At 71.5% G+C, this 24,418-nt stretch carries 18 protein-coding genes and 1 riboswitch; of the genes, 13 read left to right on the top strand and 5 right to left on the bottom strand.

Going from position 1 to position 24,418, the window contains the following annotated elements; genetic code table 11:
• Positions 1 to 9 precede the first annotated feature (9 nt).
• The 3 genes from purU to RBJ65_RS23185 all read left to right on the top strand — a co-directional run bounded on the left by purU (position 10) and on the right by RBJ65_RS23185 (position 2,312).
• Entirely contained in the window at positions 10 to 870 is an 861-nt protein-coding gene (gene purU / locus RBJ65_RS23195) for a formyltetrahydrofolate deformylase (protein WP_306319164.1), read from the top strand.
• 129 nt (positions 871 to 999) lie between these two features.
• Positions 1,000 to 1,311, top strand: a complete 312-nt coding sequence (locus RBJ65_RS23190) for a putative quinol monooxygenase (RefSeq protein ID WP_306319074.1) — start codon at positions 1,000 to 1,002, stop codon at positions 1,309 to 1,311.
• A complete protein-coding gene (locus RBJ65_RS23185) occupies positions 1,311 to 2,312 on the top strand; it encodes a DUF2804 domain-containing protein (RefSeq protein WP_306319073.1) in 1,002 nt (333 codons plus the stop codon). The genes RBJ65_RS23190 and RBJ65_RS23185 overlap by 1 nt, the downstream gene beginning before the upstream one ends.
• On the opposite strand, the gene RBJ65_RS23180 is transcribed toward RBJ65_RS23185, so the two are convergent.
• Positions 2,275 to 4,659 carry an FdhF/YdeP family oxidoreductase gene (locus tag RBJ65_RS23180; protein ID WP_306319072.1) on the bottom strand — a complete coding sequence of 795 codons (2,385 nt, stop codon included), beginning with the start codon at positions 4,657 to 4,659 and terminating at the stop codon, positions 2,275 to 2,277. The two genes, RBJ65_RS23185 and RBJ65_RS23180, sit on opposite strands and share 38 nt — an antisense overlap.
• A 263-nt stretch (positions 4,660 to 4,922) precedes the next feature.
• Here RBJ65_RS23180 and RBJ65_RS23175 point away from each other — a divergent pair, with 263 nt between their 5' ends.
• The 6 genes from RBJ65_RS23175 (at position 4,923) to RBJ65_RS23150 (ending at position 13,179) form a co-directional block, all read left to right on the top strand.
• Entirely contained in the window at positions 4,923 to 6,671 is a 1,749-nt protein-coding gene (locus RBJ65_RS23175) for a serine protease (RefSeq protein WP_306319071.1), read from the top strand.
• 24 nt (positions 6,672 to 6,695) lie between these two features.
• Positions 6,696 to 8,894: a tetratricopeptide repeat protein gene (locus tag RBJ65_RS23170; protein WP_306319070.1), complete on the top strand. Its 2,199-nt coding sequence runs from the start codon at positions 6,696 to 6,698 to the stop codon at positions 8,892 to 8,894.
• Between the two features lie 98 nt (positions 8,895 to 8,992).
• Entirely contained in the window at positions 8,993 to 10,531 is a 1,539-nt protein-coding gene (locus RBJ65_RS23165) for a VWA domain-containing protein (RefSeq protein WP_306319069.1), read from the top strand.
• Entirely contained in the window at positions 10,528 to 11,454 is a 927-nt protein-coding gene (locus RBJ65_RS23160; protein WP_306319068.1) for a hypothetical protein, read from the top strand. The genes RBJ65_RS23165 and RBJ65_RS23160 overlap by 4 nt, the downstream gene beginning before the upstream one ends.
• Positions 11,451 to 12,746: an ABC transporter substrate-binding protein gene (locus RBJ65_RS23155; RefSeq protein ID WP_306319067.1), complete on the top strand. Its 1,296-nt coding sequence runs from the start codon at positions 11,451 to 11,453 to the stop codon at positions 12,744 to 12,746. The genes RBJ65_RS23160 and RBJ65_RS23155 overlap by 4 nt, the downstream gene beginning before the upstream one ends.
• Positions 12,747 to 12,774: 28 nt before the next feature.
• The gene (locus RBJ65_RS23150; RefSeq protein ID WP_306319066.1) at positions 12,775 to 13,179 is read left to right on the top strand and encodes a CU044_2847 family protein; all 405 of its coding nucleotides are present in this window, start codon (positions 12,775 to 12,777) and stop codon (positions 13,177 to 13,179) included.
• Here RBJ65_RS23150 and RBJ65_RS23145 read toward each other — a convergent pair.
• The 3 genes from RBJ65_RS23145 to RBJ65_RS23135 all read right to left on the bottom strand — a co-directional run bounded on the left by RBJ65_RS23145 (position 13,124) and on the right by RBJ65_RS23135 (position 18,014).
• On the bottom strand, positions 13,124 to 17,017 hold the full coding sequence (locus tag RBJ65_RS23145; protein ID WP_306319065.1) for a glycoside hydrolase family 2 TIM barrel-domain containing protein: 3,894 nt from the start codon (positions 17,015 to 17,017) through the stop codon (positions 13,124 to 13,126). The genes RBJ65_RS23150 and RBJ65_RS23145 overlap by 56 nt on opposite strands.
• A gap of 169 nt (positions 17,018 to 17,186) precedes the next feature.
• Positions 17,187 to 17,516, bottom strand: a complete 330-nt coding sequence (locus RBJ65_RS23140; protein ID WP_306319163.1) for a WhiB family transcriptional regulator — start codon at positions 17,514 to 17,516, stop codon at positions 17,187 to 17,189.
• Positions 17,517 to 17,648: 132 nt separating this feature from the next.
• A complete protein-coding gene (locus RBJ65_RS23135) occupies positions 17,649 to 18,014 on the bottom strand; it encodes a hypothetical protein (protein WP_306319064.1) in 366 nt (121 codons plus the stop codon).
• Between the two features lie 158 nt (positions 18,015 to 18,172).
• On the opposite strand from RBJ65_RS23135, the gene RBJ65_RS23130 reads away from it, so the two are divergent.
• Positions 18,173 to 19,633 (top strand): amidase, encoded by a 1,461-nt coding sequence (locus tag RBJ65_RS23130; RefSeq protein ID WP_306319063.1) that lies wholly within the window; start codon positions 18,173 to 18,175, stop codon positions 19,631 to 19,633.
• Here the strand turns inward: RBJ65_RS23130 and RBJ65_RS23125 are convergent.
• A complete protein-coding gene (locus RBJ65_RS23125) occupies positions 19,575 to 20,408 on the bottom strand; it encodes a metalloregulator ArsR/SmtB family transcription factor (protein ID WP_306319062.1) in 834 nt (277 codons plus the stop codon). The two genes, RBJ65_RS23130 and RBJ65_RS23125, sit on opposite strands and share 59 nt — an antisense overlap.
• Positions 20,409 to 21,001: 593 nt before the next feature.
• A riboswitch (SAM riboswitch) is annotated at positions 21,002 to 21,102 on the bottom strand.
• 149 nt (positions 21,103 to 21,251) lie between these two features.
• Here RBJ65_RS23125 and RBJ65_RS23120 point away from each other — a divergent pair.
• From RBJ65_RS23120 to RBJ65_RS23110, 3 genes are read left to right on the top strand one after another with little or no spacing between them, the layout of a single operon-like run.
• Entirely contained in the window at positions 21,252 to 22,589 is a 1,338-nt protein-coding gene (locus RBJ65_RS23120; protein WP_306319061.1) for an extracellular solute-binding protein, read from the top strand.
• Entirely contained in the window at positions 22,586 to 23,572 is a 987-nt protein-coding gene (locus RBJ65_RS23115; RefSeq protein WP_306319060.1) for a carbohydrate ABC transporter permease, read from the top strand. The genes RBJ65_RS23120 and RBJ65_RS23115 overlap by 4 nt, the downstream gene beginning before the upstream one ends.
• Entirely contained in the window at positions 23,569 to 24,393 is an 825-nt protein-coding gene (locus RBJ65_RS23110) for a carbohydrate ABC transporter permease (RefSeq protein WP_306319059.1), read from the top strand. The genes RBJ65_RS23115 and RBJ65_RS23110 overlap by 4 nt, the downstream gene beginning before the upstream one ends.
• Positions 24,394 to 24,418 lie beyond the last annotated feature (25 nt).

The following is a 24,418-nucleotide window of genomic DNA, read 5'->3' as shown; positions in this document are numbered from 1 at the left end:
GTGACCACCATGGATACCACCAGCGAGCAGTACATCCTCACCCTCAACTGCCCGGCCCGCCCCGGCATCGTGCACGCCGTCACCGCCTTCCTGGTCGGCGAGGGCTGTGACATCACCGAACACCAGCAGTTCGACGACACCGACAACGACACGGTGTTCCTACGGACGAGCTTCACCACGCCCGCCGGGATCCAACAGGCCCACCTGGAGGAGCGGTTCGCGGCGACGGCGGAGGCGTACGCGATGGACTGGCGGCTGCGCGACGCATCGGCGAAGCCACGCGTGCTCGTCATGGTGTCGAAGTTCGACCACTGCCTCGCCGACCTCCTCTACCGGTGGCGCAGCGGCACCCTCGACGGCGACATCGCGCTCGTCGTGTCCAACCACCCCGATCTGCGCGAGCAGGTGGAGCAGGCGGGCGTCGAGTTCCTGCACGTGCCGGTCACCCGTGACACCAAGCCGGAGGCGGAGGAGCGGCTGCTGCGTCTGGTCGACGAGTACGCCGTCGACCTCGTCGTCCTCGCCCGCTACATGCAGATCCTCTCCGACGACCTGTGCAAGTCCCTTGAGGGGCGGGCCATCAACATCCACCACTCGTTCCTGCCGAGCTTCGCCGGCGCCAAGCCGTACCACCAGGCCCACAAACGAGGTGTGAAGCTCGTCGGGGCGACGGCCCACTATGTCACCGCCGACCTCGACGAAGGACCCATCATCGAGCAGGAGGTGATCCGCGTCGACCACCGGAAGAGCGCCCAGGAACTCGTCCTACGTGGCCGCGACGCCGAACGCCTCGCGCTCGCCCGCGCGGTCAACTGGCACTGCCAGAGCCGCGTCCTGCTGCACGGCAACCGCACGGTCGTCTTCGACTGAGCCTCAGCCGAGGCAGGGAGTGGTGGAGGCGGCGGAACGGGAGGTGACTCGGCCGGAAGCGACGTAGGGTCCGCAGGGGCGCCCTGGCGGCGCCCCGACCACGGACACCTTCGAGGAAGGCGGCACGACATGGCCTACGGCTACATCGGCTCCATGAAGACCCGGCCCGGCAAGCGGGACGACGTGGCGGCGATCCTGCTGTCCGGAGCCGACACACTCGCCCAACACGGCTGCCACAGCTACGTGGTGGGCCTGGCCGACGACGACCCCGACACGATCGTGGTCACCGAGGTCTGGGAGTCGAAGGGCCACCACGACGCGTCCCTCAAGCTGCCCGAGGCCAAGGAGGCCATCGCCACCGCCATGCCCATGCTCACCGGCGACTTCACCAGCCGTGAGGTGTCCGTCGTGGGCGGCCTCGGAGCCCCCGGCCCGCGCTGATGACGCTTGAACGCGAACCGGCCACGCATGAACGCGAGCTGACGTCCGCCGTCGAACTCTGTCTGCCCGACGGCCGGTTGAACCCGGCGGCGGTCGGCTGGACCCGACGCCCCCTGCACACCGCCAATCTGCGCGGCTGGGGGCGGACGAAGCGCTGGGAGTACTGGGGCATCGTGACGCCGGACCACATCATCGGTGTCACCGCGTCGTCCCTGGACTACGCGGGTGTGCACGGGCTCTACGTCCTGGACCGCGCGAGCGGCCGCGAGACGAGCGTCGACGCCGTGGTACCGCTGGCGCGCGGCGTGGCGCTGCCGCCGCGCAGCGGGGAGGGTGGTGTCTCGGCGCGCGGGGGCGGTCTTGGGATCGACATCGCGCAGGGTCCGGACGGCACCATCCTCCACGCGGCCGGACCCGGTGTCCGCCTGGACGTGGAGGTGCCGCTGCCGCAGGGTCACGAGTCGCTCGGCGTCGTGGTGCCGTGGAGCCGTAGGCGGTTCCAGTACACGGTCAAGGATGTCGGCCGCCCGGTGCACGGCACGCTGTCGCTGCGCGACAGGTCGTACGACGTGGGCGGTCCTGACGCGTTCGCCGTCCTGGACCACGGTCGCGGGAAGTGGCCCTACGCGGTCACCTGGAACTGGGCGGCCGGGGCGGCGCCGGGGCGGGCGCTCCAACTGGGCGGGCAGTGGACCGACGGGACCGGTGTCACCGAGAACGCCCTGTTCGTCGACGGCCGCCTGCACAAGATCGGCGAGGAGCTGCGCTGGGAGTACGACCGGTCGGACTGGCGGCGCCCGTGGCGGATCAGCGGGGACCGCGTGGACGTACGCTTCGAGCCGTTCCACGAGAAGGTCGCGCGGACGAACCTGGGCGTCGTCGCGAACGAGACCCACCAGTGCTTCGGCCACTTCAGCGGCTGGGCCCTGACCGACGACGGCACGCGGACGGATCTGGACGGCCTCACGGGGTGGGCCGAGGAGGCGCGGAACCGCTGGTAGAGGTACCGCTGGTAGAGGTACCGCCGGTAGGGACACCGCCGGTAGGGACCACCTCCACCGTCAGGTGCTTCATCAGCGGCTGGTCGCTCTGCGGGCTGAAGTCGCCGAGGGCGCACAGGGAGTTGAGCTCCGGCATGTAGCCGACCGCGCAGCCGGGCGGCACGTCGTAGGTGAGCGCGCGGTAGCCGCGCACCGAGCGGCGGGTGCCGTCCTTGGCGATGCTCGTGATGTCGACCAGGTCCATGTCGGCCAGTCCGCGCTCGCGCATGTCGGCGGCGTTGAGGAAGACGAGGGTGCGCAGGTTGCGGACGCCCCGGTAGCGGTCGTCGGATGAGTAGATCGTGGTGTTCCACTGGTCGTGCGAGCGGACCGTGGCGAGGGTGAGCAGACCGGCGCCCGGGTTCGGGTCGGGAAGCGCCGCGAGACTGAACTCGGCGCGCCCCGAGGGGGTTTGGAAGACACGTTCGCGGGCCGGCTGGCGCAGCCGGAAGCCGTGCGGGCCGCGGACCCGGCGGTTGAAGCTCTCGAAGCCCTCCAGTGCGTGTTCCATGGTGTCCCGGATCCGGTCGTAGTCCTCGACGTACGACTCCCAGGGCGTCGCGGAGTCCGGGAGCACGGCCCGCGCCATCCCCGCGATGATGGCGGGCTCGGAGAGCAGGTGCCTGGACGCCGGGCGCTTCATGCCCCGGGACAGGTGCACCATGCTCATCGAGTCCTCGACGGACACCGCCTGCGCGCCGCCCTTCTGCGCGTCCTTCTCGGTGCGGCCCAGGCAGGGCAGGATGAGGGCCCGGCGGCCGTGGACGAGGTGCGAGCGGTTCAGCTTCGTCGACACCTGGACCGTCAACTCGCAGTTCCTCAGGGCCTGTTCGGTGTACTCCGTGTCGGGTGCGGCGCGTACGAAGTTGCCGCCCATGCCGATGAACACCTTGGCCTGCCCGTTCGCCATCGCCGTGACGCCGTGCACCGTGTCGAGTCCTGGCTCGCGCGGCGGGTCGATGCCGCAGGCCGCCGCGAGCCGGTCGAGGAAGGCGGGCTTCGGGCGGTGGTCGACGCCGCAGGTGCGGTTGCCCTGGACGTTGCTGTGGCCGCGGATCGGACAAGGGCCCGCGCCCTCGCGGCCGATGTTGCCGCGCAGCAGCAGGACGTTGACGATCTCACGGACGGTGTCGACGCCGTGCTCCTGCTGGGTGATGCCGAGGCACCAACTGATCACCGTACGGAAGGAGTTGAGGTAGACGTCTCCGGCGGCGCGGATCTCGTGCTCCGTGAGGCCGCTCGCCGCGATGAGGTCCTCCCAGGGGGTGGCGGCGCACAGGTCGCGGTACGCGTCGAAGCCCTCGGTGAACCGGGTGAGGAACTCCTCGTCGATGGCCTTCGGGTCCTTCTCCGCGGCCTCCAGTACGTGCTTGGCGATGCCGCGCAGCAGGGCGAGGTCGCCACCGATGCGGGGCTGGAGGTTCATGGTGCCGGTGCGGGTGGACTTGAAGGTGGCCATCGCGGCGAACTCGTGCGGCACGATGGTGCTCCCGGCCGCCGCCTCCACCAGCGGGTTGACGTGCACGATGTGCGCGCCGCGCCGGTAGGCACCGGCGAGCGCGGTGATCATGCGCGGGGCGTTGGAGGCGGCGTTGACACCCATCACGAAGAGGGTGTCGGCCTGGTCGAGGTCGTTCAGGTCGACGGTGCCCTTGCCGGTGCCGATCGCGGCGGTGAGGGCGCGGCCGCTGGCCTCGTGGCACATGTTGGAGCAGTCGGGCAGGTTGTTCGTGCCGTACTCGCGGGCGAGGAGCTGGTACAGGAACGTCGCCTCGTTGCTGAGCCGGCCCGAGGTGTAGAAGAGTGCCTGGTCGGGAGAGTCCAGGCCGCGCAGTGTGGCGCCGACGAGGGCGAAGGCGTCGGCCCAGGACACGGGGACGTAGCGGTCGGTGTCCGGGTCGTACGAGAGCGGGCCGACGAGGCGTCCCTGGTCCTCCAGGTCGTAGTCCGGCCAGGTGGACAGCTCGGTCACGGTGTGCGTGGCGAAGAACTCCTTGCCCGCGCGTTTCGGTGTCAGCTCCCAGGTGGCGTGCTTGATGCCGTTCTCGCACAGGTCGAGCTTGAGTCCGTGCTGGTCGTCGGGCCAGGCGCAGCCCGGGCAGTCGTAGCCGCCGTCCTCGTGGTTCATGACGGTCATCAGGCGCAGGCTGTTGACCGGCTCCTTCGCCCTGGCGAGCACCTTCCCGACGGATTTCGCGGCGCCCCAGCCCGCCGTGGGGTGGTGGTAGGGGCTGCGCCCGGGCTCGCCGCGGGTGGGCCCGTAGCCTCCCGCAGGCGTGGTGCTTCCCGTGTCCGCTTCGGAGGTCATCGTCGTACGAACCCTTCGCTCTCCGCCTCCCCCTTCGACATGGCTATGTCTCGAACGTACGCGACCGCGTCCGGGCCCGCTCGGTGGCGGGCCCGGCACCCGGGACCTGCTCCGGGACGCGGCGTCGGCCGGCCGGGGCCACGCGCGCCCGCCGCGCGCACAATCGGACGCCAAACAGCCGCGAGCGGCGCATAGTTGAAAGAATTCGGGAACTGGCGACGAGGACTCCTGCACCACGGGACCGGGTGGGTAGCGTGGACGGAATGACGCGGCATCAACACCACGAACAACCGTGGCGGGTGCGGATCGACGGGGTGGACGGGCAGTGGTACGGGGCCGGTGTGCTGCTCGACGACCGGTACGTACTGACGTGTGCGCACGTGGTGAAGGACGCCGGTGGCGCGCCGGGACCCGGCCCCGCGAAGGGCACCGCGGTGCGCGTGCGCAGCGTGGCGTGCGTGCCGGAGTGGACGCTCGACGCCCACGTCGTCGCCGACACGTGGGTGTACCACGGCACGGAGCGCGGTGACGTCGCCCTCCTCGAACTCGACGGTTCGCCGGGGTGCGGGCAGCGCACCACGCTGTGGCGGGCGCCCATCTCCGGGGGTTCGGTCCGGGCCTACGGCTTCCCGGCGAGGGCGCCGCACGGCCTCGGCGCGGACGCCGAGTTGGCGGGGTCGGGCGGCCGGGAGGGCGAGTGGGGGCAGCTCAAGAAGATCGACGCGGACGGTCCGTGGATCGAGCCGGGGTATTCGGGCGCCGGAGTGATGGCCCTGGACGGGGAGTTCGAGCGCCGGGTGATCGGCATCGTCGTCGCGGACTTCCTGGGCGGGAACACCAAGGCGGCCTGGATGCTGCCCACCGAGACGATCCTCTACTACGTGGAGCGGATCAGGGAGTTCTGCGACGGCGAGCCCGGCATCGCGCTGCTCGGCGGCCCTGGGAACGGGAACGGTTCGGGCGACGCGCTCCTCAAGGACCCGCTGCAGCGCGCCCTGACCACGGAGCTTGCGCACATGCTCAGCGGCGACAGCTCGTGGTCGGGCGCCGTGGTGCTGGTGACGGGACGGGCGACGGGGCCCGGCTCCTCGTGGCTGGTGCGCCTCGCCCGCACCTCGGACGCTGCGGCCCCGCCCACCGCCGACGGGCGCGCGAGCACCCGTGACACCTCGCTCGGTTTCGGCGCCGTGGACGCCGCGTACGACGCGCGCGGCCGGACGACGGACGAGGTGATCGGGTACCTGGCGCGGCGCTTCGGGATCGCCCGGGGCGGTTACCGCGCCGCGGGTCTCGTGGACGCGCTGACCCATCGCAGGCCGCCCGCCTGCGTGATCGTGGACGGCGTCGACCAGGCCGTGGACTCCGAGCGGCTGATCTCGGAGGTGCTGGCACCGCTGGCGCGGCGGGCGCGGGCCCGCGGCATACGGCTCGTCCTCGGCTTCGAGGAGCCGCCGCCGGGCGATCTGCCGTACGACGCGTCGCTCGACCCGCGCCCGCTGCCCGCCGTCGAACAAACCGACCCTGGCGGCCAGGAGGAGACGGTCACCCCGGAGGCCGCCCATGAGGCGGTCAGGCTGCTCGCCCGCGCCGAGGCGCACGCGGTGCGGGCGCAGCAGCTGCCCGCGAACCGGTTCCTCGAACCGCCGCGGCTTCCGGTGGCCCAGGCGCCCCGCCTGGCCGTCCGCCTCGCCGTCGCCGACACCGCGGATCCCGGCGGCGAACTCGGCGCCGTGGTGCGCCGCGCGCGGGCGGCGCAGGACGACCTGACGCGGTACACCGCCGCGCTGCGGGCCATGCAGAGCGCGTGCACGGAGCTGCGCGTCACCCTCGAACTGCACCGGGGCCGCGCCACCCGCCTCATCGGCGAGGAGGACCTGCGACTCCTGGAGCTGTACGCCGCCGCCGCGCGCGCCCTGCACGGCGTACCCATCGACCTCGCGGCGGCGCATCGCCGCGTACCCCGGTACATCGCGGAGATCGACCGGCGCGTCGAAGGCCGGGACGGACAGTAGGCGAACGTCAGGAGGGCCGAGGCCATGGCGGAGTGCAACCGTCCCGAATGCGGTCGGGGCACCATCAACGAGCACGGCTTCTGCACCGTGTGCGCCCTGGAGGCGCTGCCGCGCGAGCAGCCGGTTCCGCCCGCCCCGGCGCCGGCCCCGCGCGCCGGGGTGCGCCGGGTGCGCCCCGACCCCTGGTACGGCCTCACCCTGGTCGACGATCCCCCGCTGCCCGGGAGCGCCGTCACCGAGCCGACGCCCGACGCGGGGACGCTCGGCGAGTCGCACCGCTTCTGCGCGAACCCGGGGTGCGGCAGACCCGTCGGGCGGGGGCGGGGCGCGAACGCGGGCCTGACCGCGGGGTTCTGCGCGTTCTGCGGGACGCGCTTCGACTTCACGCACGTCGAGGGCCTCGTCATCGCGGACCGCTACGAGGTGCGGCAGCTGCTCGGACAGGGCTCGTACGGCGCCGCCTACCTCGCCTACGACCGCAGGCTCGGGATCCTCGTGGTCGTCAAGCAACTGCGCACGTCCAAGTCGAGGTGGGAGCGCGACGTCCTCGTCGACCTCCGCCACGACGCGATCGTGCGCATTCTCGGCTACGAGGAGGAGGGCGAGGGCGAGCACCTGCGCAGCTATCTGATCCTGGAGTGGGTTCCCGGGACCGCGCTCGCGGCCCGTCCGGGGGACGAGCTCGCGAACCTGCTCGCGCACGGGCTGCGCATCCTCCAGGCCCTCGACTATCTGCACAATCGTGGGCTGCTGCACTGCGACGTGAAGCCGCTGAACATCATCCGCTTCCGGGAGACGACCACGGCGCGCGTGCAGAAGAACGCCGAGGACCTCGGGCGCGACCGGGGGCGGCTCATCGACTTCGGGGCCGTGCGCACCATGGACGACACCTCGCCGTTCGTCGAGTACACCCCCACGTACGCGCCCAAGCCGGGGGACGCGGAGTACACGGTCGGCCCGACGCCGGGATTCGATCTGTACGGGTTCGGGGTGACGCTGCGCGAACTGTGCCGGGGCTGGTTGCCGAACACGTCGGCGCCGGGCGTGCAGGCACTCACCCTGCTGCTCAGGCGGGCCACGCACGACGGCGGTCCCGAGCGGCGGTTCAGCTCGGCCCGCCAGTTCGGGGAGCAGCTCAGCGGTGTGCTCCGCCAGGTCGTGGCGGCATCCTCGGCGTCCCGCCCGGTGCGCAGGCCCTCCGCCCTGTTCGGGGAGTTCGACCCGACGCTGCACGGCGGCCTGGGGGCGGCCCGGCCGCTCGCCCACTGGACCGGTGGCCGGTCGCTGCCGCACTGGACCGACCGGTCGCCCGACGTGCCGACGGACACACCGGCGGACCGCGCGCTGCTGTTGCCGCTGCCGCCGCTGTTCTCGACACCGCGGGCGGCGGCCGTCGCGGCGGCGCTGCCGAAGCCCGTGCGGGAGCCGGACGACCGGCTCGTCACCAAGGACGTGCGGGAGCAACTGACGGTGTGCCGGGATCTGTTGGGCACGGACACGGCCGAGGAGTGCGCGCGGGAGCTGGAGAAGGTGCCGCTTCCGGCGGAGCACTGGCTGCGGGCCTGGTACGCGGGCCTGATCGCGTTGACGCGCGCTCGGGTGCCGGACGCGACGGCCCACTTCAAGCAGGTGCGCGACGCGCTTCCCGGTGAACTCGTGCCGCAGCTGGCCCTGGGCCTGTGCTTCGAGCTCGACGCCAACCACCGCCTCGCGCGGGCGCGTTACGAGACGGTGTTCAGCACGGCTCCGGCGCTCGGCGCGGCCGGTTTCGGCCTGGCCCGCGTGCTGCATCTGACCGGGGAGACGGAGCAGTCCGTCCGTGTCGTCCGGACGCTTGCGCACGAGCTGCCCGTGGCCCAGGAGGCGCGGATCGCCGAGTTCCGGCTCGGTGTGGCGCGTTACGAGGCGGGCGCGGGCAGTCCGCGTCAACTGCGCGAGCTGCTGGGGGCGTTGGATGTGGACGAGGCCGACCACGCGGGCCTGAGCGCCGAGCTGGCCCGCGCCGCGTTCGTGCGCGGCGGCCGGCAGTCGGCGCTCTCCGACGAGGTGTACGCCCTGGCACGGCAGGCCCGCACCAAGCAACAGGCCCTGGCCTTGGTCGACCTGGCCAACCACGTCCGGCCGCTGCCCCGGTGGCCGTGGAGCGCGCCCCGGCGTGCGCGGTCGACCGAACCGGTGCCGCCGGGCGCTGACTCCGCGCGTCCCAGCCGTTCCGGACAGTGACCGCAGACGCTACGCTCACGCTGGTCCGCGCCGGAGCCTCCAGGGCAGGGAGATCCGGTCAACGACCGTGGCACGACAGGCAGTTGAGGGGGAGGGCGATGGAGCACGCATCGCGTCGCCGACTGAGTTTCACCGTGGAAGTGGACGCGCCGGAGGACCAGCCCGTCGACGCGACACGCGCCGACGCGCTGCTCACGGTGCGCGCCCGCCTCGCGGACGAGGCCCCGGAGGGCGGTGGCGTCCCGGACGGAGACGTCCTGGACGGCTCGCGGGAGGCCGCGGGCCGGGCGGCGGGGCAGGGGCAGGGTCCGGGGCGCGCCGAGGTCCTCATCATGGACCGCTCCCAGTCGATGGCGGCGAGCGGCAAGCTGGGCGAGGCCAAGAAGGCCGTGACCGCCGCGATCGACACGCTGCGGGACGGCACGCTGCTCGGCATCGTCGCCGGTGACCACACGGCCACGGTGATCTACCCGCCCGCCGGCCGTCCCCTCGCCCCGGTCGACCAGCATGTCCGCCAGCACGCGAAGCATCAGGTCGCCGCCCAGGTCGCGCAGGGCGGCACGCGGATCGGCAGTTGGCTGACCCGTGCCCGGGACCTGTTCGACGGTTCGGCCGGTCCTGACACCGTCTGCCACGCCGTCCTCTACACGGACGGCAAGAACGAGCACGAGACGCCGGAGCAGCTCGCGGACGCGGTGCGCGGCTGCGCCGACCGGTTCACATGTGACGCCCGCGGCCTCGGCGACAACTGGCACTACAAGGTGGTCCGCGCCGTCGCGGAGGGCCTGCACGGCAGCGCCGAAGCGGTGGTCGACATCCCCGATCTCACGGCGGACTTCGTCGGCCTCATGCGGGAGGCGCAGCGCCTGGTGATGCCTCGGCTCTATCTCAGCCTGCACCTCACCGACCGCTTCGACCTGGGCACCGTCCAGCAGACCCGCCCCGTCCAGGTCGACCTGACGGACCAGCGGCAGCGGCGCGGGGCCGAGATCCACGTCCCGCTCGGCGCGTGGGCCCCCGACACCCGGCAGTACCAGGTGTCCCTGACCTTCGAGGCCGACAGCCTCCCCCTGTACCAGCGGGTGCAGGCGGCGACCCTGACGCTGCGGGCCGAGGCCGCGCCGGGGCAGGACGACCGGCCCGCCTGCACCGCCGAGCACGCGCTGATCGTCAAGCGCAGGCCGGACGAGGCGTTCGAGATCCCCGCCTCCGCCAATCTCACCCGCCTGGAGTCCGAGCGTGAACTCCGCTCCGCGATGCAGGGCTGCGCCGACGCGCACGAGCGGCGGGAGCGGGTGCTCGCCGACGCGATGCTGCGGCAGGCCCTGCGCATCGCCGAACAGCTCGACGACGCCCGCCGGTTGAACCTGCTGCGCGGCGCGGCCCAGGCCGGGCCCGACGGTCTTCCCGTCGTACGACCGGATGTCCCGCGCGGCCTCATGCAGCAGATCGGCCTCGACGCGACGCGCACGGGTCCCGCGCCCGAAGAGGCCCTCGTCGACGCCGACCCCCATGGCGACGGCGGCTCCGGTTCCGACACCGGCACGTGCCCGAAGTGCCACCGGCCGCTCGTCGCCCGCGACGCGAAGTTCTGCGAAGTGTGCGGGCCCATCCCCCTTCCAGGGGCCCCGAGTTGAGGGCCACGGCACGGGCGCACGCCGTGCTGCGCGCCCTGCATCCGGTGGTGGTCCTGCGGTGGACCCGCGCCGGCATGCTCGCCATGGTGTGCGCGGTCGCGGTCGTCTACATCCTGGTGGCCACCGACGGCACGCGGGAGATCACCGACGCCCGCCGGGTGGACGCGGCCGTGCACGACATCAGGGCGGCGCGGGTCGCCGCTCAGTCCGCGAACGGTTCGCTCGACACGGCGGCGCGCACCGGGCAGCTCCAGATCATCGGCACGGGCACGGGGTTCACCAACGCGACCGCGCGCATCAGCACGCTCCTGACGTCGGCGGCGGAGGGCAACGCGGCGGGAGCTGCCGGGCTCGCCCAGTTCCAGTTCGTGCAGGGCCAGTTGACCGACTGCGTCCAGCAGGCCGCCGCCGCGGTCCGCGACTACCCGGGCAACCGCGCTTACGCGATGGACGCCGCGCGGGCGACCCTTGAGGCCAAGCCGATGCGCGACCCCGACACCGACGAGCCGATCCCCGGCACCGGCGGCGTCCTCGCCTCCCTGAACGACCTGGAACGGCTGCAGCAGTCCGGCCTCGACGAGCAGCGCGACGAAGGGTGGCTCGATCCGGTCCAGCTGTGGGTGCTGACCTGTGCCCCGCTGTTCGTGATGCTGGCCCTCACGCTGCTCACCGCGGTCATCCTGTTCCGGCACTTCCACCGTCACATCGGTCGGCTGCTGCCCGCCGCGCTCGCGGTCACCACCGCCGTCACCCTCGCCTGCGCCTTCCTGACCGGCTGGGACGAGGGGCGCCTCGCCGCGCATCCGACCGCCGGGGCCCCGCTGGTCATGGCCTTCACCCTGCTGGCCCTCACCGGGTCCGGCGTCCTGGTCCACTTCGCCTACCGGCCGCGCCTCGCCGAGTACAGGTTCCCGCGCTCATGACGACACCGAAGCCGACCCGCGAGGCGGCACCGCGCTCCCGACGTCCGCGCCTGGCCTGCCTGTTGGCGGCCCTCGGCCTCCTCTTCGCGCTTGCGGGCTGCGGCGGCCCCGGCCACCGCGACAGCGTCACGATCATGGTTCCGTGGACCCAGCCGGAGGAGTTCCAGGCCTTCTACCGCCTCGTCAAGGACTTCGAGGACTCCACCGGCTTCCCGGTCGACGTCCAGGTCACGCGCGCCCTCACCCAGCAGCTCGACGCCTCGGTGCAGGCCGGTGCCCCGCCGGATCTCGCGGTGCTGCCCAGCGCTGCCGCGGTGATCCGTTACGCGGAGGCGAAGACGACGCACGGCGGCAGGCTGCGCCCCCTGGACGGGGCCGTCGACGTCGGGGACTTCCAGCAGCCGTTCCGCGGGCTCGCCCAGGTGGACGGTGTCACCTACGCGGTTCCCGTCAAGGTCGATGTGAAGAGCCTCGTCTGGTACGACCCGCGGGGCTCGGACGCGCCCGCCGACGACGCGTCGTGGCGCTCCGTGACCCGGCAGACCGGCCTCACCTGGTGCCTCGGCCTGGAGTCGGGCCCGACGTCCGGCTGGCCGGGCGCCGACTGGATCGCGGACCTGCTGCTCGCCGACGCGGGGGCGGACACGTACGCGAAGTGGGTCTCGGGCGAGCTGCCCTGGACGTCCGCGCCGGTGCGCAAGGCGTGGTCGGACTGGCACGATGACGTGGGCCGTGAGGTCCTCAAGGGGGCGGGCGGCCGGGACTTCGCCGCCGCGAGCAAGGGGATGACCAAGGGGTCGCCGAAGTGCCGCCTCGCCCACGGCGCCCGCTCCGCCCTCGCCCCCGGCCTGCGGAAGGACTCCCGGTTCACGTTCGCCGCGCCCGAGGCCGACCAACCGATAGAGGTGTCGGGGGACTTCGTCGGGATGTTCGGCGCGGACAACCCGGGCGCCCGCGCGTTCGTGAGCTATCTCGCGGGCGCGAAGGCGCAGCAAGCCTGGGTGGACGCCGCAGGCACCGCCGCCTTCTCCGCGCACCGGAACGTGACCCGGTACGCCAACCCGGTGCAGCAGCGCATCGCCCGGATGCTGCGGCCCGGCGAGCACACCTTGTGCTTCAGCGCGGCCGACGCGATGAGTCCCGACGTGGCCGCGGCATTCTACCGCACGGTCCTCGACTACGCGGGCCGCGACAAGGACCCCGACACCGTGCTGGCCGACCTCCAGAAGGTGCAGGACGAGCTGGGCGGTACCGGGGTGCCGCGGCAGAGCATCTGCGCCGACCCGACGTGACCGCCCGCGCCACCGACCGAGGAGCCCCATGTCCCAAGCAGTCCGCTTCGAGCTCGCCGACGGAACCACGGTCCTCGTCTCCCCCGCGCCCGAGGACGGCGTACGAAAGGTGGGCCTCGGCACGCACGTGGCCAACGCGCAGAACAGCCTGCGCACGTCCCTGGCCCCGGTCACCCGCGCCGCCGCCGAGGTCATCGCCGAGTTCCGGGCCGGTGCCCTGCGCCCGGAGGAGATCGAGGTGACGTTCGGCGTCACCCTCGACGCCCGGCTCGGCGCGATCATCAGCAGCGCCAAGGCGAGCGCACACCTCGACGTCCGGCTCCGGTGGAACGGCGGGCGGCCGGCGGACGAAGGCTCCACCGGCCACCCGTCCCCCGCTACTCCACCGCCACCGGACGCCGCGCCAGCGCCGTCGCCTCCCCCAGGTCCGTGATCGGCCGCAGCCAGTACGTGTACGCGTAGTCCCGGTCGGCGAGCAGCTTGTACGGGGCGTGGGTCTGGGCGCCCCAGCTGTCGTCGCCGCCGACGCCCATCTGCCGGTGGTTGACGCGCAGCACGACCTCGTCTCGCGGGTCGAGCTGGTAGTCGTGGCGGGCGCCGACGGAGAGGTCCTCCGGGGTGAGGTGGGAGGCGGTGAACTCGAACAGCGGGTGGTCGGCCGTCGGGTCCCCGGCGACGAGCAGCCCGCGCCCCCGCCCGTCGGTGAGCGCCGCCCACCGCACGTCCGTCTTGTTCCCGTTCTCCTGGGGCCGGATGTACGAGGTCCACTGCTGGGCCACGGTCGAGTCCCAACGCCCCACGTCCGTACCGTCGTTGCGGTCCCAGTGGTTCTCCTCGGGGCCGCGCCCGTAGTAGTGCAGCCGGTCGAGCGCCGCGGGCAGCCGCAGGATGCTGCCGACCTCGGGGAGGTACGGGAGGGTGGCGGCGCCCGGGTGCAGGGCGTGGTCGACCTTGACGGCGCCGTCACCGAAGACGGTGTAGGTGGTGGCGTAGGTGGACTCGGTGGTGGTCGGCAGGGTGCCCTTGACCTCGATCCGCACGGCCCGCCCGTCGAGGTCCCGCACACTCACCGCGGTCACCTTGCGCCGGGCGCCCGCGTCCCGCCAGGTCTGGTTGCGGGTGTGCTGTCCGTTGCCGTGGTCGTTATCGGTCGGGGCGCGCCAGAAGTTGGGGGCGGGGCCCGAGTCGACGAGCCGGACGCCACCGGCTTCGTAGGTGGTGATGACGCCCGTGGCCTTGTCGAGGGTGAGGGTGAAGCCGTCGCCGGTGACGGAGACGGCGGTGTCCGCGTCCTCGTGGCGAAGGGCCGGTACGTCGTGCAGCGGTACGGGTGTCACCTCGGGGCTGCCCACGTCGACCGGGAGTTGGGCGCGGGCCACTTCGAATCCGGCGTCGGCCCAGGGGGTGTCCTCCTTGAGCCGGAAGGAGAGGTGGAGGAAGAACTCGGTGCCGGGCGCGGGGGCGGTGGGCGGTTTCAGGGGGACGGTGATGTTCTTGCGGGTGAGTGGTGCGATGTCGAGCTGGGAGCGGCTCAGGTTCCCGCTCTGGATCACGTCACCGTCGCGGACCAGCTCCCAACGGCCGCTGTAGGCGCGGAGGTTGGTGAACAGGGACTCGTTGGCGACGGTGACCTCCCCCGGAGTCCCGCCTTCGCCATCGCCTTCCTTCGGTGACACCTGGATCGCCTGGTAGATCCGTTTGACCTCGGCGGCCTTGCCGGTGTGTCCGCGGTCGGCGGTGACGATGCCGTCGGCGACGAAGTTGCCGTCGTTGGGGTTGTCGCCCCAGTCACCTCCGTACGCGAAGAAGGTCTTGTCGCGCGGTTGCTTCTCCTCGACTCCGACCGTCGCGGCGTCGAACCAGAAGCGCACGCCGTCGCCGTCCGGGCCGCGGGCGTCGTCGGCGAGTTCGGTGACGCCGAGGGCGCGGGCGTAGACGCGGGCGCGGCGGATGGTGCCGCTGAACTCGCGGGTCATGTTGTCGACGTCCACGCCGAGGGCGAGCGGCGCGGTGTTGCCGCTGGGCTTGCGGGTCGTGGACTTGGTGGCTTTCGCCGCGCCGTCGACGTACAGCGTGAGGGTTCCGGCGCTCGCGTCGAAGACACCGGCGACGTGGTGTTCGGCACCGGTCCAGCCGTCGGCGGGGGTGGTCCAGCTCGCGGTGATCCACTGGCCGCCGGAGTGGATGAAGAACTCCAGGGTCCTGTCGCTCTGCTTCAGCGCGTACTGGGTGTCGCCCTTGGCGAGGATCGGCTGGTGGTAGCCGGTGACGTGCGGGGTCACCCAGGCTTCGAGGGTGAGTGAGCCGGTGAGGTCGAGGCGGTCGTCGCGGGCGAAGACGGTGGCGCCGCGCAGCCCCTTCTCCTTGCTGAACTCGCCTGCCGGATTGCGGAGTTCACCCTTCAGCCCGGCGGGTCCCGTCTCGGTCAGCAGCGTCCGTGCCGGTGTCGGCCAGCTCAGCGACTGGTCGACGAAGTCCCAGATCCAGCCGCCCTGGAGGACGTCGTGGCGGCGGATCAGGTCCCAGTACTCCTTGAAGTTGCCGTTCGAGTTCCCCATGGCGTGGCAGTACTCGATCAGCACGTACGGGCGGGTGTCGGAGGTGTCCTTGGCCTTCGCCTCGACGTGGCTCGTCGACGGGTACATCTCGGAGCGGATGTCGCTGACGCCGGGGCTGTCGTCGCCCTCGTACTGGATGACGCGGGTGGTGTCGTAGGAGCGGATCCAGTCGTGCATGGCGGTGAAGGTGGACCCCGCGCCCGCCTCGTTGCCGAGGGACCAGATGACGACGGAGGCGTGGTTCTTGTCGCGGTGCACCATGTTCTGGGCGCGGGCGACGCACGCCTTCGTCCAATCGGGCTTGCTGGCCGGGTAGTTGTCGCGGACGCCGTGGGTTTCGAGGTTGGTCTCGTCGACGAGGTAGAGGCCGTACGCGTCGGCGAGTTCGTACCAGATCGGGTTGTTGGGGTAGTGCGAGGTGCGGACGGTGTTGATGTTCATCCGCTTGATGACCTCGATGTCCTTGACCATGTCCGCGCGGGTGAGCGCGGTGCCGCGGTCGGGGTGCATCTCGTGCCGGTTGGTGCCCCGGAAGGACACCGGCTGTCCGTTGATCCGCATCAGTCCGTCCTTGAGCGCGAATTCGCGCAGGCCGACGCGGTGCGACAGTGTCTCGATCACCTTGCCCGCCCGGTCGCGCAGGCGCAGTACGGCGGTGTAGAGGTACGGGTTCTCGGCGGACCAGAGGCGGGGCGAGGGAACGGACTTGGCGGCCTTCACCGTCACTTCGGAGTCGGTGAGGGCGGCCTTCTGCGTGAGCGGTCGCGCCCACACCGGGTGCCGGTCGGCGTCGTAGAGCTGCACCTCGACGGCGTACTCGCCCGCGGAGTCGCCGACGTAGTCCCGCACGGTGGCGGTGACGGACAGCTCGGCGGTGCGGTATCCGTCGCCGAGCGGGGTGTCGAGCTTGAAGTCGCGCAGGTGGGTGGCGGGCGTCGAGTACAGGTACACCGGGCGGAAGATTCCGCTCAGCCGGATCATGTCCTGGTCTTCCATCCAGTCGCCGTCGCAGAAGCGGTAGACCTCGACGGCGAGTTGGTTGGTGCCTTCGGTGAGGTGCGGGGTGATGTCGTACTCGGCCGGGGTGAAGGAGTCCTCGTGGTAGCCGACGAGCGTGCCGTTCACCCACACGTAGTGGGCCGATTTCACGCCCTCGAAGTGCAGGAAGACCCGTCTGCCGGCCCAGCCGCGCGGCACCGTGAACGTGCGTCTGTACTGGCCGACGGGGTTGTAGCGGGTCGGCGACGCGGGTGGCTGCGCGTCCTCGCCGAGGCCGTTGGCGCCCCACCACGGGTAGGTGATGTTGGTGTAGATCGGGAAGTCGTGCCCGTGCAGCTGCCAGACGGCCGGGACGGGGATCGTGCCCCAGTCGGCGTCGTCGAGGTCGGTGCGGTGGAAGTCCTCGTCGCGCTCCGACGGCCGGTCGACGTACGCGAACTTCCAGTCCCCGTCGAGGCTTTGGCGGTACGGGGAGCGGGTGCGGTCGGCGGCGAGGGCCTGCGGCACGTCCTCGTACGGCATGAGGGTGGTGTGCGGGGGTTCGGTGCCGAGCCGGAAGAGGTCGACGCGGCCGTTCCACTCGTCGCCTTCGGCTTCGGCCGCGGCGGCGCTCGCGGCGGGGAGGGCGAGGGGCAGGGTGAGCGCCCCGGCGACGGCGGCGCCTGCCTGGAGGAGGCGGCGACGACTGAGCGGCATGGCGTGCGGTTGCGGCATGGCTGTGCCCTTCTGCGGGGTGGACACGTGCAACTGGTGTGGTGCGGAACGCCTGTTGAGCCGGCACCACCCTAAGAAGGCAACACAACCAACACAATGAAGCCGTAGAAGTTTGTTGATTTCTGAGGATCCGGGGGCGCAGCGGGTCGGGTCCGGGGGCGCCGCGCCCTCAGCCGACCGACCGGCCGCTCTCCCGCCCCCGCCCCGGACCGCTTTCCTGCCCGCACCCCCGACCGTGTTCGGCGCGGGCGGCCTCCAGGAGGCGGCGCCAGGACGTGACGGTGGGGCGGCGGCGCAGCAGGGCGCGGCGTTCGCGTTCCGTGGCGCCGCCCCAGACGCCGTACTCGATGCGCTCGTCGAGGGCGTGCGCCAGGCACTCGGTCCTGACCTCGCACGCGTCGCAGAACCGTTTGGCGTGCGACTGCGCCGCGCCCTCCACGAACAGGTCCTCGGGGTCCGTCCCCTGGCAGGCCGCGCGGTCCCACCACGAGTTGAAGATGTCCGTCACTCTCCGCTCCTTGCTCCTGGCACATTCGGTCCGTCACAGGTTCGATGCGCGACCGTACGCCATCGATCCTCAACAGGCAGCTTTTGACCAGGAGTTGAACGGTCAGTCACCGCGTCACCGACGTCAGATCCGGTCCGTGAGCTCCTCGGCGTACACCTGGGACAGCGGCTGGGGCCCCACGTACTGCTGGCAGTTGCACTGGCCCGCTTCGTAACGCACCGGTTTCTTGTTCTCGTCCCAGGCCGTGGGCACTTCGACGCGTTCGTGGCAGCGGCCCGCCTTGTCGTGCTTGGCGAGGTGGTGGGTGCAGCCGCAGATCGGCTCGGGCGGTTTGTGCGCGGCCTCGACGGCGAGGCGGGCCTCCTTGGCGGCCTCAAGGCGTTCCAGTCTGCGCTCGTGACGGTTGCGCAGGGCGGTGCGGCCGGTGTCCGCCGCCCAGGCGAAGGCTCCTGTCCAGAACAGGATGAGGATCGCCCAAACCCAGTTCATCTGGCGTCACTTCCCCCCGGTTGTCGACGCGGTGGTCTTCAGGATAGGCGCCCTGCCGGTGCCGCGCGCCCTCCCGGCGCGCCCGCACCACCCCGGCCGGTACCGTCGCCCTCGACTCGACTGTCCGCGCCGACCGCCCCTCGGAGGGAGCTTCCGCCATGGACGACGAAGAACTGTGCCACCTGGATGCCACCGCGCTGGCCGAGCTGATCCGCACCCGGCAGGTCTTGGCGCAGGACGTGCTGCGGGCGCACCTGGAGCGGGTCGAGGCGCTCGACCCGGAGTTGAACGCCGTCGTGACCGTGCTCGCCGACAGCGCGCTCGCGGCGGCGCGGGCGGCGGACGAGCAGGCCGCGGCGGGGAAGCCGCTCGGGCCGCTGCACGGTGTGCCGTTCACGGTGAAGGACTCCCTGGACGTGGCGGGGGCCGTGACGGCGCGCGGTTCGGCGCTGTTTCGCGAGCGGGTTCCGGAGGCCGACGCGACGTCCGTGGCGCGGCTGCGGCGGGCCGGGGCGATCGTGATGGCGCGGACGAACCTGCCGGAGTTCTCGTACTGGACCGAGACCGACAACGCGGTCTTCGGCCGCACCCGCAATCCGTGGGACCTGGAGCGGACGCCGGGCGGTTCGAGTGGCGGCGAGGCGGCGGCGATCGCGGCGGGGATGTCGCCGCTGGGGCTCGGCAGCGATGTCGCGATCTCGGTGCGGGGGCCGGCGCACGACACCGGGATCGTGGCGCTGAAGGCGACGCGCGGGCGCGTCCCGATCACCGGCCACTGGCCCGAAGTCCCCGCCCGATACTGGCATGTGGGGCCGATGGCCCGCAGCGTACGGGATGTGGCGACGGCGTTCGGCGCGCTGTCGGGGCCCGACGGCGTGGACGGCTACGTCCAGCACGCGCCCGCGCTCGACGGGGAGGAGGTACCGCTCACCGCGCTGCGGGTCGGCTGGGCGGCGGAGCCGGAGTTCGGTCCGGTGGCCGGTGAGGTGGTGGCCGCGGTGTCCGCGGCGGCGGACGCCCTGCGGGAGCTGGGCTGCGCGGTCGAGGCGGCGCCGCTGGACGGTCTCGCGGCTCTCGACGCCACCGAGTTGAGCGCCACGCTGTTCACGGCGGAGGTGGTGCCGCTCTTCCGGCGGGTCGCGGCGGGCCGCGAGGACGAGCTGCATCCGCTGACCCGGCGCACCTTGGAGGCGCCTGACGTGACGCTGTCCGACTACGTGGCGGCCCAGCAGCGGGTCGACTCCCTCAACGCGCTCTTCGCCGGCTACTTCCGGCGCTACGACGTGTTGTTGGCGCCGGTGTGCCCGATTCCGGCGCCGCCCTTCGCCCGCAGGTCGTTCGAGGTCGACGGGAGGTCGGTGCCGGCGCGCGGCATCATGCGGGCCACCGTTCCGTTCAACCTCACCGGGCTGCCCGCCCTGTCCGTGCCGTTCGGCGTGGCGGAGGGCGGGCTGCCGGTGGGGGTGCAGCTGGTGTCCCGGTGGTACGACGAGTCGACGCTGCTGCGGATCGGCGCGGCGCTCGAATCGGTGAGCCCGGTGCGCGGCCGCCGTCCGGTGCTCAGCTCTCGGCCTGCTGCGGCTCCGGCAGCGGCTCCCCGGTCTCCAGGAGCGTCTTGAGGCTGGACAGCAGGGCGGGCCAGCCGTCGCCGATCATGGAGCGGACGGTGCTGTCGGGGTCGAAACCGTCGTGGACGACGGTCAGCTTGACCGTCTCCCCCATCTCCTCCAGGTCGAAGGAGACCTTGGAGCGGCTCTCGCGCGCGATGCGCTGCCGCAGCTCCTCGTCGACGCCGACGGACGCGGCCCAGGTGGGCGTGAAGGTGTGCCAGGTGTAGGCGAGGCGGCGCGGCGGATCGGCCTCCAGGACCACCTGCTCGGGGTCCTCGGTGCGGCCGCCGCCCTCCAGCCACACCATCGGCGAACCGGGCTTCCAGTCGGTCTCGAACGCCACGCCCCAGTAGCGGCGGGTGAACGCGGGCGAGGTGAGCGCCTCCCACAGCCGTTCGGGCGTGGTGCGGATGTAGCTGGTGTGAACGAAGGGCTCCATGGCGGCGGGGGCGCCGGGTGTGGTGTCACTCATGGGTGGTTCCTCTTCCAGTGCGGTACGGAGGTCGTCGAGGGCGGCGGCGCGGTGCCGGTCGTAGCGGCTGAGCCAGCGGTCGGCGACGGCGTTGAGCGGCGCGGCATCGATGTAGTGCAGCTTCTCGCGCCCGCGCCGCACGGTCGTCACGAGACCGGCCGCCTCCAGGACAGCGAGGTGCTTGCTGACGGACTGCCGCGCCATGTCCAGCTCGCCACACAGCTCGCCCAGCGTCTGCCCGCCCCGTTCGTTGAGGCTGTCGAGCAGGCGCCGTCGCCCTGGGTCGGCGAGCGCCTTGAATATCGCGTCCACGGAGGTCGTGCCCTCATTCCGGTATTCCGGTGTCACGGTCGACTCGACATGCAGCCAACCGGCTGCACATTCGACGATAGGCAGCCGCCCGGCTGCATGTCAATCGCACGCCAGCCGGCCGGCCCGCCCACCCGTTCACCGCTCCCTGTGGAGCTCCCATACGTCGACGCGCCCACGCAGCCCAGGCACGAGCGCCCGCCATGCCTCCGCGTACGGAAGCCGCGCCCCCGGCGATCGACCGCGGCGCGGACCAGCCGTCGAAGCGGCGCGCCCCCATCCCCAGTGGCGCGGCGGCGGTCGTCCGCACGCGCGTGGCCGTGGTGTGCGCCAGGACGAGGCGAATCCCATCCAGACCGTCCGCCCCGCCACCGTCGTGCAGGTGGCGCTGATCGTGTGGCACGTCGGGCATGAGCGCGGTCGGGCGCTGCGGCGGATTGACGGCCAGGAGGTCCGCGGCCATCGGGCCGAGCTGCCGCCAGTCGGCTTCGGCCGCCCGGGCGAGATCGGCCGTGTGGTCGGTGGAGAGCGCCTCTGGTCGGACCAGGGCACCCTTGAGCGGTGGGACGTCGAACGCGGGTCGCATGCGGTAACACTCCTCATCGTTCCTGGCGTTGGCACCTTGCCGCCGCGCGTCGCGGGTCGCAGGTTGCCGGACCGTCACAGGGCCAGGCCCCTCAAGTCCTCTGGATGAACGCGGTCGATCATTGCCGCCCCACGCGCCTCGGTCAAACCCATTGACCACCCGCTCCGCGCCCCATACCGTCACGCGTCGAAGCGCTTCGACATGCCCGTGCCGAGCTCTGGGGGAGCCTGCGGATGTTGACGATGTTGACGAGATTCACGATGCCCACGAGACGGAGCGCCACCCGCACCCGCACCGGAGGCCCGCGCCGTCGCGCCCTCGTCTCCGCCGGCGCCGCCCTGACCTGCGTACTCGCCCTGACCTCTTGCGGGAGCGGCGATGACGACGGCTCGGGAGGCGGAGGCGACGGGAAGACGTTGCGGCTGTGGCACTACGAGGCCCAGAACAGCGCGATGGGCGTCGCCTGGAACGCCGCGATCAAGGAGTTCGAGGCCCAACACCCGGGCGTAGAGGTCAAGTTCGAGGAGAAGAGCTTCGATCAGATCCAGAAGACGGCGTCCATGGTGCTCGGTTCGGACGACGCCCCGGACCTCATGGAGTACAACAAGGGGAACGCCACGGCGGGGCTGCTGTCCAAGCAGGGGCTGCTCACCGACATGTCCGCCGAGGTGAAGAAGCGCGGGTGGGACAAGGCGCTGTCACCGTCGGTCGCGACGACCAGCCGGTACTCGCCGACCGGCGCCATGGGCTCGGGCAAGTGGTACGGCGTGCCGAACTACGGCGAGTTCCTGCGGGCGTACTACAACGAGGACCTGTTCAAGAAGTACGGGGTGAAGGTGCCGACCACCTTCGACGAACTCACCGACGCGCTCGGCGAGTTCAAGGCGAAGGGCGTCACGCCGCTCGCCAACTCCGGCGCCGAGTACCTCGCCCACCAGTACGTCTACCAGCTCGCCCTCACCAAGGCCGACCGCGCCTGGGTCGACGACTACGAGCTCAAGGGGAAGGCGGACTTCCACGACGAGGCGTGGACGTACGCCGCCGAGACCTTCGCCGACTGGGTGAAGAAGGGGTACATCAGCAAGGACACCACGAGCGCGACCGCGGAGAAGGCGGGCGTGTCCTGGCTGCGGCAGAAGTCGCCGATCATCTTCTCCGGCACCTGGTGGTTCGGCCGCTTCGAGGACGAGGCGAAGTTCAAGTGGTCCTCCGGGATCTTCCCCGGCGCCTCACTCACCCCGGGTTCGGGCGGCAACCTGTGGGTCGTCCCCGCCAAGTCCAAGAACAAGGAACTCGCCTACGACTTCATCGACATCACCATGTCGAAGAAGATCCAGAATCTGCTCGGCAGCAAGGGCGGCGTGCCGGTGGCCGCCGACGCCTCCGCCGCCAAGGACCCCAAGTCGCAAGCGCTCATCGGGGACTTCAACACACTGTCCGAGAAGAACGGGCTCGCCTATTACTCGGACTGGCCGGTGGCCGGCTTCTACGAGACGCTCGTCTCCGAGACGCAGAAGCTGATGACCGGAAGCGCTTCACCGGACAAGTACCTCGACGCGCTGCAGGCGGCGTACGACAAGGGCGCGTCGAAGGGATGAGCCTGACGACCGTCCTCCGTAAGGAATCCACGGCCGAGGGGCGGCGGCGCGGCAGAGCAAAACACCTGCCGCGCGGGCCGCGGCGCCGTGACTCGTACGCCCTCTTCCTGCTGCCGGGGGTGCTCGCCTTCCTCGCCGTGATCATCGCCCCGTTCGCGATGAACACGACGTGGAGCTTCGCCCACTGGCAGGGGGCGGGCCCGATCGACTGGGCCGGGCTCGCCAACTACCGGGAGCTGTTGGGTGATTCGGAGTTCTGGGCGTCGTTCCGACACAGCCTCTTCATGGTGCTTTCGATGTCGCTCGTGCCGACCGTCGTCGGCCTCGTGCTCGCCGCCGCGCTCTTCGACTTCGTCGCCAAGCACTACGGCAGCCGCCTCGCCGCCGTGCTGCGCGCCTGCTTCTATCTTCCGCAGGTGCTGCCGATCGCGGTCGCGGGCATCGTGTGGAGCTGGATCCTCGCGCCGGACGGCGGGGCGCTGAACGCCGCACTGAAGGCGGTCGGGCTCGGGTCGTGGCAGCAGGACTGGCTGGGCGACCCGGATCTCGCGCTGTGGTCCGTCATGGGTGTGATGGTGTGGGTGCAGATCGGCTTCCCGCTCGTCGTCTTCATGGCCGGACTGCAGCACGTGGACCCGCAGTTGTACGAGGCCGCCGAGCTGGACGGGGCGGGCTGGTGGCGGCGGCTGTGGCATGTGACGCTGCCGCAGATCCGGGCCGAGATCTACGTCGTGCTGCTGTGGTGCACGATCGCCGCGCTCAAGGTCTTCGGGGCGATCTTCGTGCTGACGAAGGGCGGTCCCGGCGGGGCGACGAACGTGCCGTCCTACTTCTCGTACACGACCTTCTTCGAGCAGACGCAGGTCGGCTACGGAGCAGCGATCTCCACCGTCCTGACCGTCATCATCCTGGTCCTCGCGATCGTCGGGCTGCGGCTCCAGACGCGCTCCGAGGACGCCGAGAGCGCAGGGGGCGCCGCGTGACCACCGCCATCCGCCGGCATCCCGTGCTGGCCGCGCTCGTCGTCGGGGCGCTGTTCATGGTCGCCCCGTTCGGCATCGTCGTCCTCAACGCCTTCAAGTCCCCCGATGAGTACTCCAGCAACGGCCCGCTGGCGTTCCCCGAGGGCCTCTACACCGATGGCATCACCGGTTTCTGGGAGCGGGTCGACTTCGGCGAGAAGCTGTGGAACTCGGTGCTCATCAGCGGCTGCGTGGCCGTGCTCGCTGTGCTGCTCTCGATCCTGACGGCGTACGCGATCGGCATCGGGCGCGTCCGCGGCCGCACCTGGGTGCTGGCCTTCTTCGTGCTCGCGAACATGCTGCCGCAGGAGTCCCTCGTCTACCCGATCTACTTCCTGGCGAAGAAGGTCGACCTGTACGACACCCGGCTCAGCGTCGTCATCGTGTTCACGGTGATCCAGTCGGCGTTCGGCACCTACCTCCTCGCCTCCGTGCTCGGCCGCTTCCCGCGCGAGGTGGTGGAGGCGGCGCGGATCGACGGGGCCGGGAAGTGGCAGATCCTGTGGCGGGTCGTGGTGCCCATGAACCGGCCGACGATCGGGGTGCTGCTCGTCTTCTTCTTCATCTGGACCTGGAACGAGTTCCTGCTGCCGCTCGTCATGCTGCTGTCCAACGCCAATCAGACGGTGTCGGTGGCCCTCGGTGTCCTCCAGGGGCAGCGGTTGATGGACGCGACGATGACGAACGCGGCGGCGCTGCTCGGTGTGCTGCCGGCCATCGTCTTCTTCCTGCTCTTCCAGCGGACGCTGACGCGCGGGATCGCGGTCGGAGCGGTCAAGTAGCCGCGTACACAACGCATTTCGTCAC

Source organism: Streptomyces sp. KL109B (genome assembly GCF_030766935.1).
GTDB lineage: Bacteria > Actinomycetota > Actinomycetes > Streptomycetales > Streptomycetaceae > Streptomyces.
The sequence above is the reverse complement of the archived record's forward strand: the minus strand, read 5'-3'. Positions and strand labels throughout refer to the sequence as shown.